At 47.1% G+C, this 13,987-nt stretch carries 18 protein-coding genes; 9 read left to right on the plus strand and 9 right to left on the minus strand.

The window, feature by feature from the left end:
* Positions 1 to 934 (minus strand): DUF2336 domain-containing protein (locus ACJAYR_RS15255; protein ID WP_415237401.1); only part of this gene is annotated, 934 nt, incomplete at its 3' end.
* A 566-nt stretch (positions 935 to 1,500) separates the two neighbouring features.
* Here ACJAYR_RS15255 and ACJAYR_RS15260 point away from each other — a divergent pair.
* Positions 1,501 to 1,950, plus strand: coding sequence for a MarR family winged helix-turn-helix transcriptional regulator (locus ACJAYR_RS15260; protein ID WP_415237402.1), 450 nt, complete (start codon positions 1,501 to 1,503; stop codon positions 1,948 to 1,950).
* Positions 1,951 to 2,427: 477 nt separating this feature from the next.
* Positions 2,428 to 2,796, plus strand: a complete 369-nt coding sequence (locus tag ACJAYR_RS15265) for a flagellar protein FlaG (protein WP_169545207.1) — start codon at positions 2,428 to 2,430, stop codon at positions 2,794 to 2,796.
* 54 nt (positions 2,797 to 2,850) lie between these two features.
* Here the strand turns inward: ACJAYR_RS15265 and ACJAYR_RS15270 are convergent, their stop codons facing one another.
* From ACJAYR_RS15270 to ACJAYR_RS15280, 3 genes are read right to left on the minus strand one after another with little or no spacing between them, the layout of a single operon-like run.
* Positions 2,851 to 3,324, minus strand: a complete 474-nt coding sequence (locus ACJAYR_RS15270) for a hypothetical protein (protein WP_415237403.1) — start codon at positions 3,322 to 3,324, stop codon at positions 2,851 to 2,853.
* 1 nt (position 3,325) lies between these two features.
* The gene (locus ACJAYR_RS15275) at positions 3,326 to 3,652 is read right to left on the minus strand and encodes a rod-binding protein (RefSeq protein ID WP_169545211.1); all 327 of its coding nucleotides are present in this window, start codon (positions 3,650 to 3,652) and stop codon (positions 3,326 to 3,328) included.
* Complete coding sequence (locus tag ACJAYR_RS15280) at positions 3,652 to 4,812, minus strand: flagellar basal body P-ring protein FlgI (RefSeq protein WP_415237404.1); 1,161 nt, start codon at positions 4,810 to 4,812, stop codon at positions 3,652 to 3,654. Before ACJAYR_RS15280 ends, ACJAYR_RS15275 begins: the two co-directional genes overlap by 1 nt.
* Before the next feature lie 271 nt (positions 4,813 to 5,083).
* Between ACJAYR_RS15280 and ACJAYR_RS15285 the strand changes: the two genes are divergently transcribed.
* Together ACJAYR_RS15285 and dksA are read left to right on the plus strand one after the other, a co-directional pair.
* Complete coding sequence (locus ACJAYR_RS15285) at positions 5,084 to 5,500, plus strand: flagellar assembly protein FliX (RefSeq protein ID WP_415237405.1); 417 nt, start codon at positions 5,084 to 5,086, stop codon at positions 5,498 to 5,500.
* A 147-nt stretch (positions 5,501 to 5,647) separates the two neighbouring features.
* Positions 5,648 to 6,064: an RNA polymerase-binding protein DksA gene (gene dksA, locus ACJAYR_RS15290; RefSeq protein ID WP_169545216.1), complete on the plus strand. Its 417-nt coding sequence runs from the start codon at positions 5,648 to 5,650 to the stop codon at positions 6,062 to 6,064.
* Between the two features lie 37 nt (positions 6,065 to 6,101).
* Here the strand turns inward: dksA and queF are convergent, their stop codons facing one another.
* The 5 genes from queF to flgF form a co-directional block, all read right to left on the minus strand.
* Positions 6,102 to 6,563 (minus strand): preQ(1) synthase, encoded by a 462-nt coding sequence (gene queF, locus ACJAYR_RS15295; protein WP_415237406.1) that lies wholly within the window; start codon positions 6,561 to 6,563, stop codon positions 6,102 to 6,104.
* Positions 6,564 to 6,675: 112 nt separating this feature from the next.
* Entirely contained in the window at positions 6,676 to 7,437 is a 762-nt protein-coding gene (flgH, locus tag ACJAYR_RS15300; RefSeq protein WP_181017909.1) for a flagellar basal body L-ring protein FlgH, read from the minus strand.
* A gap of 18 nt (positions 7,438 to 7,455) precedes the next feature.
* On the minus strand, positions 7,456 to 8,415 hold the full coding sequence (gene flgA / locus ACJAYR_RS15305; RefSeq protein WP_415237407.1) for a flagellar basal body P-ring formation chaperone FlgA: 960 nt from the start codon (positions 8,413 to 8,415) through the stop codon (positions 7,456 to 7,458).
* A gap of 30 nt (positions 8,416 to 8,445) precedes the next feature.
* Positions 8,446 to 9,231: a flagellar basal-body rod protein FlgG gene (gene flgG, locus ACJAYR_RS15310; RefSeq protein ID WP_169545220.1), complete on the minus strand. Its 786-nt coding sequence runs from the start codon at positions 9,229 to 9,231 to the stop codon at positions 8,446 to 8,448.
* Positions 9,232 to 9,246: 15 nt separating this feature from the next.
* On the minus strand, positions 9,247 to 9,969 hold the full coding sequence (gene flgF / locus ACJAYR_RS15315) for a flagellar basal-body rod protein FlgF (protein WP_415237408.1): 723 nt from the start codon (positions 9,967 to 9,969) through the stop codon (positions 9,247 to 9,249).
* Positions 9,970 to 10,304: 335 nt separating this feature from the next.
* On the opposite strand from flgF, the gene ACJAYR_RS15320 reads away from it, so the two are divergent.
* The 5 genes from ACJAYR_RS15320 (at position 10,305) to ACJAYR_RS15340 (ending at position 13,975) form a co-directional block, all read left to right on the plus strand.
* Positions 10,305 to 10,823: a flagellar basal body-associated FliL family protein gene (locus tag ACJAYR_RS15320; RefSeq protein WP_415237409.1), complete on the plus strand. Its 519-nt coding sequence runs from the start codon at positions 10,305 to 10,307 to the stop codon at positions 10,821 to 10,823.
* An 11-nt stretch (positions 10,824 to 10,834) separates the two neighbouring features.
* Complete coding sequence (gene fliM, locus ACJAYR_RS15325) at positions 10,835 to 12,046, plus strand: flagellar motor switch protein FliM (RefSeq protein ID WP_415237410.1); 1,212 nt, start codon at positions 10,835 to 10,837, stop codon at positions 12,044 to 12,046.
* A 5-nt stretch (positions 12,047 to 12,051) separates the two neighbouring features.
* Entirely contained in the window at positions 12,052 to 12,516 is a 465-nt protein-coding gene (locus tag ACJAYR_RS15330; protein WP_415237411.1) for a DUF6468 domain-containing protein, read from the plus strand.
* A 16-nt stretch (positions 12,517 to 12,532) separates the two neighbouring features.
* Positions 12,533 to 13,207, plus strand: coding sequence for a MotE family protein (locus ACJAYR_RS15335; RefSeq protein ID WP_415237412.1), 675 nt, complete (start codon positions 12,533 to 12,535; stop codon positions 13,205 to 13,207).
* 105 nt (positions 13,208 to 13,312) lie between these two features.
* Positions 13,313 to 13,975, plus strand: a complete 663-nt coding sequence (locus tag ACJAYR_RS15340) for a protein phosphatase CheZ (RefSeq protein WP_415237413.1) — start codon at positions 13,313 to 13,315, stop codon at positions 13,973 to 13,975.
* Positions 13,976 to 13,987 lie beyond the last annotated feature (12 nt).

Consider the following 13,987-nt stretch of genomic DNA (forward strand, 5'->3'; position numbering starts at 1 on the left):
TTCTATCAAAATCGAGCGCTTTACACGTTACGGCCATTCCTTCGGCATTCTTATCAAAAAGGAAGCGGCTCAATGTTTGGGTGCTCAACCCGGATTTTAACGACAGACCTGCAATGAACAGGCGGATCTGTTTGCTCTGAAGGCTTTGAACAAGGAACATTTCTGATAGTTCATTGCGAGAGGCAAGCTGGGCCACCAGTTTGTCGGCATGAGTTTCGCCAAATTCAGTAATAGATGGCTCTTCCTGAAATTCTCGGGTTGCCGATGAGATATGCTGATCCAGAGCAAATTGGTCGATTTCAAAATTTTCGATGATATGGCGGCGAAGCGCAGCGGACACCCACCAGAACATTTGATGAGCCAACGCGGATGGCAAATCATGACGTGCCAGCAAAGGTTCCTGAAAACGATCAAGGCGCTTTGATTCTTCAACCAGATAAGCCATGGCTTCTTTGGAAACTTCCGCATCGGAATTGCGGATCAGGCTTTCGATAACATCTTCATCGCCAAATTCGATTAACTGGTCGCTGACTGCTTCAGACAAGTCCTCGCGGTTGGAAATAACAAGCAGATGCTCTTTGCTTCGTGTCTCAACCAGTTCCATCAAGTCGGGCTCCAGTAAAACACGGCTTTTAAGCAGTATCGGGCGAGCGACTTCTATTGCATCATTGGCTAATAATTTAACAAGTTCAGCTGGGGCTTTCCCACTGACAGCAAGCTTTTCGGCTAACGACCGACGGACATTAAGCTCGATATCCTGAATGAGTTTGCTCAGAATGTCCGAAATATGGGCGCGTTCCTGTTCGCTTAACCGTTCCTCTTCTGCAAGGAATAGATTTGTCATATTGTCGAACAGGCGCTGCCGTGCGGATATACTACCGTCACGCGAAAGGACCATCAATTGGTCAAGCTCAGCTTCTTTACTTTCGGCCATTACGTACTTACCTGTTCTAAATGTAATCTTCGCCAAAACTCGCTAATCGAATCAGGACGAATCATACGTGTTAAGAAAACAATTGAGACGTTAAAAGCTTATAGACTCACGTTTTTCTTACAGAATCACTTTCTCCATTTAGATGGGTCGAACGCAATAGTATTATGCCATTTGGTAAATTTCTTGTGAACTTTTGGCTAAAATGTCACAGTTTTCTTAAAATTATTTAAATCTTTAAGTTGAGTGATTGGTCTATTTTTACGCCTTAAGGCCGATAGATATACAGCGTCTGGTGGGTTGACTGCCTTGAGGCCACTAAATGTTCATAATTTTAGTATATTCAATAACTTAGAATATAAAATTCGCCATAAAAAAAACAAAATTTTTGGTGAAATAGGGTCCACTGGTCAAAGAACCGTATGTTTTCAAGAGGATCAGCGCTCAAAAGACCACAGACTATTTTTCTGTTTTTTACAATTCCTTAAGTTTGTTTGGTCAAATTGACGGGCTTGAATACAAAAAATTCCAATTGGTATGGGTGGTCATTGCCACCAAGAGGGGATCTAGTGACTGAAGATTATCGTGAATTGACCAGGCTGATCGAACGTTTGCATCGTCGTTTTCTCGATTTGCTCCGAACAGAGTTAAGCTTGATGGAGATCAGCGATATTAATGCAGTGCAGGCATTATTATTGTCGAATATCGGTGACGAGGAAATCAACGTCAGTGAGTTAATGTCCCGAGGATATTATCAGGGGTCGAATGCTTCTTATAATCTCAAGAAACTGGTCGAGACCGGTTATCTGATTAAAGAGAAATCGGAACGGGATGGTCGCGCTGCGATGATCCGGCTTTCTGAAAAAGGACTGGCACTGGTTGATCGGATTAGTCAATCAGAAGAAAAGCAGGCTGAAATGATGATGCGGTCTGATCCTGCGCCGGATCTTGAGAATACTCGCAAAGCATTGCGCCAGATTGAACGTATTTGGACAGATCATATTTTATACCGCGCTTAACTCTTTTCTTTTTTACATTTGTTTGTGTCAGCCTGTGTGCCGAGTAGGAATAATTTGCCGACCTTTGAGGGGAGAGGTGGGCATTTTTTTCCGGACCGGGCATTATTTGCCTAGTGCCCAAGCTTTTGATTTTTGATCAAATGGCTTAAAACTCACGTTTTGGGCCAGACGATTGTTGGCATTTAAATTGCTTATATGAAATACGGGTAAGAATGCCCGATTTGGAAATTGCCGGAAAAGGGAATAGAACTTTCCTGATTTTGGGGTCTACTGATTTCCAGGCTCGCATTCTTCTCATGCAGTAATTGTCGAGGAAGTAATGTTATTCGCTGATAACTCAGCCGTCAGAGCGCATTTCTTTCCCCATTTTGGTTGCTGTTCCCCTTCGTTTTAAGATAAAGAACGAAGACTTTAACGACTTAGTAACTTTTAGTATTGTATGATTTTCGTTGAATTATTAGGGAGAGGAGTTGCGAAATGGACGTAACCCCGATTTCGAAAGTTGGCTTTGGAATACCGGATCAAAGATCTGAAACCCAGGCTCAGGCTCCAAAAGGAGTAGCTGATTCTGCGAGTGGCATCCCCTCAAAAGAGATGGACACTGCTCTTCAAATTGATGATCCTGTACGCCGTGCTGAACAAGCAATTGGTGCTTTCTTCGAAGACGAAGCAGAGCCCTCAGGCCGTTTTTCGATTGACAGAGACAAAGACAGTGGACGTTTCGTGTATCGCTTGGTCAATTCCGACACAGGTGAAGTCATGAAGCAGTTTCCAGGTGACTATGTATTACGGCGTGTAGCCTATTACAGAGAGCTGGAAGGTCTGGCTGTCGATAGTGAAGCTTGAAAACAGGGTCTGAATACCCTGTTTTCTGTTGTGACTGGTAGAGTAGCGTTGTGATTAAACCACTTCATTATACGCAATCGCTCCACCTAACGTTCTGCTATTCTGTGTTGGCACACTGTTTGCCATCGACGCCGCGGCGTTATAGGTAGCGGGCGGCCCTTTCTTTTTAGCCACTTCATCTGCAACCGCTTTTACAAGGCCTTCTGTCACGGTTTTGATCGTCGACAGTTTCCTGAAATGCAGGTCCAGGGCTTCGTAAAAAATCTCACTTGTTGCTTTGAGCCGATCAACATCCGCTTTCGGGAACCGTTTATACCGTTCTGGATCGGCTTTAATTAAGGTCATTTGTTGATTGTAAATCGCAACCAGGCGGGATTTCTCTGCCTGGTGATCTCTCATGGCCGCCGGGTTATCCAGTTCCAGCAGTTCATTTTCAAATTCCAGGATCTGACAAAGGCGCTCTACCTTCTCTGAAAGTTGCACAGGATTAAGGAGAGTAGGGGTGCCGTTTGGTTTTTGGTACGTCATGTTAAATCTCCTGCATCTTTAGAATTTCGCGGTAAACAGAGTCCGCAACGCCAATGCCGCCAATTTTACTCATCGATTTTGCGTATTCGTCGTTCAACATGGACCTGAAGATCTTCTCAGACTCTCCGCCGCCGAATGTATCATCGGTCTCAATCCCAGCCGACATGTTGTTCAGGATTTGGCTGACAAAAAAGGCTTCGAACTGCTGAGCGGCTTCCATCGCTTTTTTATCAGTATGAACGTTACTAATATTGACGGATTTGCCATTATTGGCCGTTGCCTGCGCTTGAAGCAGCGTTGTGTTTGTTTGATTAACAAGGTTTGTCATTACATCAACTCGATTTCTGCTTGTAAGGCACCCGCGGCCTTAATTGCCTGAAGAATTGAGATCATATCGCGTGGGCCGATCCCGAGGGCGTTCAGCCCGTCCACCAGTTCCTGAAGTCTGACCCCAGGGTTGAGAACCACAAGTTTCCGATCCTCGTCTTCTGTAATCTGAACATTTGTTCTGGGAACAACTGTTGTGTCACCGCGTTGGGCAAAAGCGCCCGGTTGAGAGACCTGCGGTGTTTCTGTGATTTTGACTGTGAGATTTCCCTGAGCAATTGCGACGGTATCAACCTTCACTTCTTTACCGATGACGATGATGCCTGATTGTTCGTCAATCACGACCCGGGCAATCTGGTCCGGCTCGACCATTAACTGTTCAATATCTGTTAAAAGGGCGACCATGTCTTCACGTTCACTGCCCTCCAGATTAAGAACAACGGTTGAAGGATCTGATGATTTGGCGACTTTGTTACCGATATATTTGTTGATAACCTGTGCAATGCGCCGTGATGTGGTGAAATCCGGATTGCGTAGAGAAATTCGTAGGCTGGTCAGGGAGGCCATATCAAAGCCAAGTTCCCGTTCAATCAGGGCACCGTTCGCAATCCGTCCAGCTGTGGGAACGCCTTTTGTAATTGTCGCGGCATCGCCGCCGGCTGAAAATCCAGCGACCGTTATCGATCCTTGCGCGACAGCATAAACTTCACCGTCTGCTGCCATTAAGGGCGTAACAACCAGCGTTCCCCCCAACAGGCTTTCAGCATCACCGATGGAACTGATGGTAACATCAATATTTGTTCCCTGGCGGGCGAAAGCGGGAAGGGTCGCGGTTACAACAACAGCCGCAACATTGTCAGTTTTAGTGTTGGCGCCCCGTGTGTTGACACCAAGCCGTTCGAGCATTGCTTCGAGGCTTTGCTGGGTAAACGGAGAATTGTTGAGAGAGTCGCCTGTGCCGTTCAGTCCGACAACAAGACCATATCCAACCAGAATATTGTCTCTGACACCTTCAAAATCAGCGATGTCCTTGACCCGTGAAGCCCCGATTGCGTCACTCGCGATTGACGAGGTGAACAGGCTTGCGACAAGAACAAGTTTCGCCACTTTAAGAAGGGACAGATATTGCTTCGCAACTTTTTCAACAGTCTTTAATGTCATACTTCTATTCCGTTCTCGGATATTCTGCACTTGAAAGAAGGTATTTTAATTCTTTCGCAAATTAATATGCTAATTTCGTGCCAAGTTTTGTTTGAATTAAGTCTTTGTTATTAAAGGGGTTATTGTTCGGTGGTCATGGGCAATAAAGGGCTCGTCGGCATTATTTACCGGGTCAGCTGAAAAATTAGGGGCCCCGAATACGCGTAAAAACTTGCAAAAGCTGCGACAGAGACCTAAAACAGAATGAATACAAACTGTTACAGGATCGAATATGCGTGTCTCTGGACCGGGTCGTGTTGGATCGACGCAGAAATCCAAGGGGAGCAAATCGGCCTCGAAACCGGGGGAGAAGTTCTCTGTCCCTAGCGAGGCTCCGGAAACGGTTGCGACAACAAATGTCGCCTCTTCAGCCCCTATAGCCTCTATTGATGCGATTGTTGCCCTGCAAGGGGTGGATGATTCGTCTTCAGGGAATCAAAAGGCGTTGCAAAAAGGGCAGGATCTACTGGATCGGCTTGAAGAAATTCGCCATGGGCTGCTTTTAGGATCAATTCCTGTTGAGCGATTAAAAAAACTTCAGGTTACTCTTGCGTCGTATGATGTAAAATCTGTTGATCCAAAACTTGTGGAAATTGTTGAAGAAATTGAAGTTCGGGCTGCCGTTGAACTGGCGAAGCTGGGGTATTAGGCGTCTGTAAAAAGTGGCACAATGTTACAACTGTCATATTCCCATAAAATAAATTTGCAGTATAGTTTTCTAAAGGCTAATTGTAGCGCATATTATGCGTTGCTATAATGGTTAAAATGAATTTGGGACGTCATCTGGAGTAGCGTAATGAATGTTCATATATCAGAGGATTATAAACCTTCCGAAGACGAGCCGTTTATGAACCCTCGTCAACAGGAGTATTTCCGTTCGAAGCTGCAGAAGTGGCGGTCTGAAATACTTGCTGATGCAAATCAAACAATTGCCAATTTGCAAGAAGAAACGGTTAAAGAGCCGGATATCGCTGATCGCGCCTCTACAGAGTCTGAAAGAGCACTGGAACTTAGAACGCGGGATCGTCAGCGTAAGCTTATCGGTAAAATTGATGCTGCACTTCGTCGGATCGATGAAGGGGTTTACGGTTATTGCGATGAAACGGGCGAGCCGATTTCATTGAAACGTCTGGAAGCCCGTCCGGTTGCCACGCTAAGCCTTGAAGCGCAGGAGCGACACGAGCGGCGTGAAAAAGTCTATCGCGACGATTAATAGCGTTATGAAAAGCCGGCTTTCGCCGGCTTTTATTTTATCCTCTGCCTCGATAGGGCGCGACCCCCTGGTCCGGAAGCCATAGGTCTTTCGGCGGGGCACCGGTTTGCCAGAATATATCAATAGGGATGCCACCGCGGGGATACCAGTATCCGCCGATACGCAGCCATTTTGGTTTCGTTGCTTCAACAATGCGCTTGCCCACATAAATGGTACAGTCTTCGTGAAACGCACCGTGGTTTCGAAAGCTTTGTAAAAACAGCTTCAAAGATTTTGACTCGACCAGTGACTGATCTGGGACATAATCAACAACCAGATGACCAAAGTCCGGCTGCCCGGTGACCGGGCAGATGGACGTAAATTCCGGGCAGGTAAAGCGAACAACGGCGTCTGTGTCGGCTTGCGGGTTTGGAACAGCGTCCAGAACAGCGTCCTTCGGATGATTGGCTGCCTTTGTATCCTGGCCCAAGGTTGTTGAATATTCAGTATAATCGTTCATCGGTACTCACATATAAAAGGTTGTTAGCCTGTAAATAGGGGGACAATGTCATGGCGACAATAAAAAAGGCGGCAAAAACTGCCGCCTTTTAATGATTTGTGTGATTTTCCGCTTAGAACGGGAAGATGATATCAAAGAGTTGCTGTCCATAACGGGCCTGCTGTACGTCGGTTAGATGTCCGCGTCCACCATAAGCAACCCGCGCTTCAGCAATTTTTGAACTCTCGATGGTGTTCGCTGAAGAAATATCTTCCGGACGGACAACACCTGTCACAAACAGATCGCGGCTTTCAAAATTCACTCGTACTTCCTGACGGCCAGAGATTACCATGTTTCCGTTGGGCAGGATTTGCGTAACAATCGCAGCAATTTCAAGTTCGACGGTTTCGTTCCTTGAAACCGCGCCACTGCCCGCGACTGAATGTTCACTTCCAAGGTCGGCGAGAGATGCTGGATTAACAGCTTCTGGCAGAACTTTGGCCAACTGACCCTCAATACCCAGCAAGGAAGTTGCGTTAGCAGATTCTGAAGAGTCCCGCGATGTTGTTGTCTGATTGTTCAGGGTCGCTTTATCAGAGATTTCCACCTTCACTGTCAGAATGTCGCCAATCCGGTTTGCACGCTGATCTTTAAAGAAGGCGCGCGAACCAGGCCGCCACAATGAATTGGCTTGTTGAATAACTGGCTCGGGGCGCGGCATTGGCATGGAAACGGGTTTGTAATCCCGGTTGGAAACCGGATTTTCAATTCCGGAAAGTGGGGGCTCGGCACCGATGGAGGCTATGCGACTGTAGGCATTACATCCTGTGAGCACCAGCAGAGTGCTAAACATCAAGCAGGCTTTAACGATTGATTTGTTCAGTTGATAAGTCATTTTACTCACTCCACTCTATCAGTTCAGGTTCGCCAGTCTTTGACCGGCTGAGATGATGTGTACTTCTTCGGCGTTGATTATCTGCGCCTGAATGGTTTTTCTACTGGCGATATTTTCAACCCGGATAATGTCTCCTTCGGCGCCAGGTTCTAGTGCGCGGCCTGTTACGGCGAGCCGGATGCCTTTGCTTTTGAAGATGACAGTGACAAGTTTTCCTTTGGCAACAGTCACTGGATCACCCAGATTATTGACGGAAAGCTGGTGACCGGGACGGAGTGTCCGGCGGGGGCTTTTCCCAACAATATCCATTGGATCCGTCAGCGTGTTGCGGGCCACTTTACTGGCGCGAACCAGAACAAATTCCAGGTCCTGCTCGGTTATCTTCTCGCCGGGCTGGATAAGCCGGTTGGCAACCGGGATTTCCAGCTGACGGTGAATGCGGCCTGTCAGTTTATACTGGCGGGCGTTAGGGCCGGTGGCCGGTGCAATCAGGACAGCAACAAAGTTATTGCCTCTTTTGCTATAGGACAGGCTGGCAACAGAAATGCTCTGTTCCTCATCCGTTGATACCTGAATATTTGGGTGCTGCGTAGAAAGGGAAAGTTCAAACTGTCCTGTTTGAAGTTCATCTTCAAGCGCGAACCGGATTTCCTCTAAAATTCTTTGCTGCGGAATACGAACACCGGCGCGTTTGACAACAATCCGGCTGATCGCCCGACTTGGGCGCCAGTCAAGACCATGTTTGCGGGCGACATAGGCCAGCGAAGAGGCTTTGAAAACAACTTTTTTCCCAGGAGCCGGAGCAGGTGCGATCACATAATCGGCCTTTTCTTCCGCGCCTTCGAACACGTCGCCAAAGGTAATCTGTTCATTTTGAACAGCGATGGATGGCTTAAGGGTTACAAGTCCCGCGACTGCGGCGGCAATATTTGCCGACATTGCGATCAGGAACGTTAGTGTAAAAGTCATTTTCTTCATAACCTGTCCTCTATTCTAGAGCCCGGTTTCTTAGCGGAGCTGATTTGTAACAGACATCATTTCGTCGGCTGTTGTGATCACTTTGGAATTCATCTCATAGGCACGTTGTGCGCTGATAAGTGAGGTGATTTCACTAACGGAATTAACGTTTGATGTTTCAAGATATCCTTGGCGTATGGTGCCAAAGCCTGTCGATCCGGGAACACCAATGCTTGGCGTCCCTGAAGCAGGGCTTTCTTTGTAAAGGTTGTCGCCCATTGGCTGCAGGCCGGCTTCGTTGAAGAAGATCGCCAGATCAAGCTGACCAACGGTTTGCATATTTACCTGACCATCCAGCTTCACCAACACTTCACCACTTGGATTGATCGTTACGTCGATGGCGTCCTGCGGTATCGTGATACTTGGTACGACTGAAAAGCCGTCCTGTGTTACGATTTCACCCGTTGGGCTAACCTGAAAAGAACCGGCCCGGGTGTAGGCTTCGTCGCCGCTTGGCAGTAGAACCCGGAAATATCCCTCGCCCTGAATGGCGATATCATAGGTGTTTTCAGTAGCTTCCAAACCGCCCTGATCCGTAATACGGTAGACAGATGCTGTTTTAACACCCACACCGATCTGAATACCGGATGGAACCACGGTTCCCGTATCCGAAGAGGCCGCACCGGCACGGCGCATATCCTGATACAATAGATCCTGAAATTCTGCCCGTTGACGTTTAAAACCGGTTGTCGTCATGTTGGCAATGTTATTGGAGATGACGTCAACGTTAAGTTGTTGGGCCATCATACCTGTAGAGGCTGTTCCAAGTGCACGCATTAATCTATTCCTCTATTACTGGATCGATGGAAGTTCTTCGATGGATTTCATTTGCATATCATGTTCGGCATCCAGCAATTTCTGGGCCGCCTGATAGGTGCGAAGGATATCCACCATAGCTGTCATTTCGAGAATGGGCTGGACGTTTGATTGCTCGAGGCTGCCTTGCAGAACCTTGGCATCTTCTGATGGACGAGGCCGAATATTGCCTGCATCATAATATCCATTACCAACCTGAGTAAGCAGCTGTTCGTTCTGGAAGAAGACAAGATCAATTTTCTTGGTCTCTTCAATCCCCAGATTAACAGTGCCGTCAGGAGCGATTTCAATATCAGGCTGCTCTTCACTAACCTGAATGCGGTCACCGCCTTCATCCAGAAGATAACCGCCATTTTGGGTGACCACAAAACCATCGGGATCCAGTTTGAAGTTACCGTTCCGTGTAAACCGGTTGCCGTTGTCTGTTTCGATCGTGAAATAGCCGTTACCGGAAATCGCCAGATCAAGAGGGCGGCCGGTTTGCTGGATCGCGCCTTCGGTTTTATCATGATAAACGCCGTAATCCTGTACATAGGACATGTCGGTCGCTTTAGGATCTTTTACCAGATATTCTTCAAACAATGGATGGACGTTTTTAAACGCTGTTGTGCTCATATTAGCAATGTTATTTGCAGTGATATCCATACGCCGTTTTAGCGCCATCTGCTGGGACAATCCGATGTAGATTGAATTTTCCATTGTATCTCCGCCTTTCTGGCAAATAATCGTTTGCCCCTATCAGTGCAGAAAGCGTGCCAAAAAAAATATCGTTTATTTTCAATGGGTTGATTTCTTCACTCGCGCAAAAAAGCGGTGGGTGGGTAGTTAATTACTGCCAGTTGGGCAATTTATGCCTCATTGGGCAAGCGCGGGGGAAATGTCTGAGCTTGCTGATCGTTGCGGCTCGGCCTCAAGGGGTTGCTAAAAGATTAAATAAATTCTTTCTAAAAAGAAACTTGGCAACTTCTTGTTAACCAAACTTAACTATTGTGTGACAGTAGATTTTAGGAATTTCTCAAAAGGCCAAACAGATCATGTCAGACGAAGCAGAAGCACCTGGCGGTGTTGAGGGCGGAACAGAAGCGGTAAAAAAGAAGGGTATGAGCGGTAAAGCGCTTATTCTTTTTATCGTTCTTCCAATCCTACTGATTGTTGGCGGTGCAGCTGGCGCGTATTTTGCGGGTGTTTTCGGCGGTGAAGAACCAGCCGAAGAAGAGGTCGTTGAAGAAGAGCCGGAAAAAGAAAAGGTCGTGGTCTTTTATGATATGCCAGATCTATTGGTCAATTTAAGCTCTACCGGAACCGATACAAGCTTTCTCAAATTAGGGGTCTCGCTTGAGCTTGATGATGAAACAGTTCTACCAGAACTGGAAAAATTACTGCCGCGTGTCATGGATAATTTCCAAGTCTATCTGCGTGAACTTCGCAAAGAAGACTTGCGGGGGTCCGCCGGTATTTATCGGCTGAAAGAAGAACTTCTCTATCGCATAAACAGTTCTGTCAAACCCATTGTGGTGAAAGACGTATTGTTTAAAGAAATGCTGGTTCAGTAACAGGTGATTTGATGGCTGACGAAGAAGAAATGGATATGGCCGCCGCGATGGCCGCTGAAGATGGTGAAGAAGAAATGGACATGGCCGCCGCCATGGGAATGGATGGCGGCGATGATGAAATGGATATGGCCGCAGCAATGGGCGGTGACGATGACATGGCCGCCGCGATGGGCGGTGGTGACGACGAAATGGCAGCAGCCATGGGCGGCGGAGACGAAGACGGGGACGGTGGTCCCAGCATTAATGAAGCCGCCAGCGGACAATCTACCCGGGTTCTGAACCAGGACGAAATCGATAGTCTTTTGGGCTTTGATATGGATGGCGACGGATCTGGCGAGAAGTCTGGTATCCGGGCAATTATCAATTCAGCTCTGGTGAATTACGAACGACTTCCCATGTTGGAGGTTGTTTTTGACAGACTGGTCCGGATGATGACGGTCTCGCTGAGAAACTTCACATCCGATAATGTTGAGGTCAGCCTTGATAATATTACCTCAATCCGGTTCGGTGATTATCTGAACTCCATTCCATTACCAGCAATCCTGAGTGTTTTTCGCGCAGAGGAGTGGGATAACTATGGCCTGATCATGGTGGATAGTTCCCTGATTTACTCGATTGTTGACGTTCTTTTGGGCGGACGCCGGGGAACAGCTGCGATGCGGATTGAAGGACGGCCCTATACGACAATTGAACGCAATCTTGTTGAGAGAATGGTAAGCGTTATTCTGGCGGATATGTCCGCTGCGTTTGAGCCTTTGAGCCCTGTTAATTTCAATCAGGAACGGGTTGAGACAAATCCACGCTTTGCAACAATCGCAAGACCGGCAAACGCGGCCATTCTGATCAAGCTTCGGATTGATATGGAAGACCGGGGCGGGCGTCTGGAGATGCTTTTGCCATACGCCACGTTGGAGCCTGTCCGTGAGTTGCTTTTGCAAATGTTCATGGGTGAAAAATTTGGCCGGGACAGTATCTGGGAAAATCACTTGGCAACTGAACTTTGGGCGACAGATGTTGATATTTCTGCCGTTCTGGATGAGCAGCAGCTGTCGCTGAACGAAGTTCTGGCGATGGAGGTTGGCGACACAATCATGTTGAACGCGTCACCAAACAGCCCTGTGGTTCTCAGATGCGGGGGGATCAGTATGGTGTCCGGTAAAATGGGACGATCGGGTCAGAATATAGCGGTAAAAGTTGATAAAACTCTCCGGTATCTGGGGTAAATGAGATGGCTGATATTTTTACAATTCCCTTATTTTTGGATCTTTTGCTGGTTGGCCTTCTTGTGGCGACGATAGCCTTTTGTGTGCGGCTGAATAAAAAGCTTTCGGTGATGCGGGATGCACAGTCAGAACTGCATAAAGTGGCAATGGAATTTGATCAGGCGATCGTCCGGTCCCGGCTTGGTATTGAAGAATTGAAAAAAGCGAGCAAGGAAGCCCAAACTGAGCTGGATCAGGAATTGGCAAAAGCCAAACCATTGATTGAAGAGCTAAAGTTGATCAACGCGTCGAGTTCACGTATTGCGGATCGTCTTCAGGAAAAAGTTGGTAAAGTGGGCTTGGCATCTGAAGAAACAAAGGTGTCCTCAGCCGCTGACGACGGGATCGATAATTCCGATGATCCGATTAATCTGGAGCCGCGCACTGAAGCAGAGCGCGAATTACTCCAGATGCTAACAAAATCACGATAAAGAGTAGGTTCTAGTTATGAAAAGTCTGCGTATTCTTCCCGTTACTGTGATTGCGATGCTCCTGGTTTTTGGATTGAAATTGGGATCTGTCTGGACAGATACCCAGGATGTTATTTTCAATCTTTCAATTTCAGAAGTGCAGGCAAAGGATGAGAAGAAGGACGAGCCGAACGCAAAAACAGAAGCGTCGGGTACAGACACTGCTGCAAAAGCGGATGATCAGGCAACGGAAGAAGACCGGCCTGCGAGTATGAATGTCAGCGATCTAAGCGAGAGTGAGATCGAAGTCCTCCAGCGGCTTGTAGAGCGTCGGGATGCGTTGGATCAACGGGACAAAGAACTGGATTTACGGGATAATCTGCTGCGAGCAACAGAAACCCGTATTGATGAAAAAATTAGCAAACTCAAAGAGATAGAGAGCACTATTCAGGATTTGCTGAAAACATATGATGATCAGCAATTGAAGAAACTGAAGAGCCTGGTTTCCATCTACGAAAAAATGAAACCAAAAGACGCGGCCCGAATTTTCAACAGTTTGGATATGGATGTTCTTCTGGATGTAACGGGCTTGATGAAAGAATCCAAGCTTGCCGCAATTCTTGGAAATATGAACGGAGAGCGGGCCAAAAAACTGACAGTTGAATTGGCAACACAGAAACAATTGCCGGTGGACGCTAAGAATAAAAGCTGATTTTTGGATATTTCAAACAGATTGGTCCAGATTTACTCAGGATTAACTTATAATCATTAGCATCAGAGCCTGATTATACGTGTGGCATAAAAGATAGGCGTGACTATGGATCAAGCAGCGTTTTCAGCGCATCTTTCTGAGCGGGTAAAGACCATCCGTGAAGCACAGGGTGATACTGTGCAAGTAGCGGAAGTGGGTAGTTTACTTGAGCATTTGATGAGCAGCATCGAGGGTGACATTTCAGCGCCCGAAATTCAAATTCACACACAAATTATTGAACTTGTTGATTACATAAAAAAGGCCCGCGAAGAGATCTCTGATTTGCAGCCGCATGAAATCAATGAGCAGCATATTCCTGCCGCGACAGATGAATTGACCGCCATTGTTGAAGCGACGGAAGAGGCAACAAACACCTTTCTGGACGCTGCAGAGAAAATTGGCAATATCAGCATGGAACTGGGCGGGGAACATGAAGAAAAGCTCAATGATATTGTGACTCAGATTTTTGAAGCTTCTAACTTTCAGGACATCACCGGCCAACGCATTAACAAAGTGGTTTCCACCCTCCAATATATCGAAAGCTCGGTGACTCGGATGGCGGAATCTCTTGGGATGCCGGTTCGGGAGGGGCAACCTAGAATTGACGTTTACGCTGAGTCGAAATCCGCAGACGAACGTCCGGATGCAGACTTGCTGAACGGTCCGCAACTTGATGGTGACGGGAATTCTCAAGACGATATTGATGCATTGCTGGCAAGCTTTGATTAGGTATTGATCTGT

It is taken from the genome of Sneathiella sp., from assembly GCF_047631475.1.
Taxonomy (GTDB): domain Bacteria; phylum Pseudomonadota; class Alphaproteobacteria; order Sneathiellales; family Sneathiellaceae; genus Sneathiella.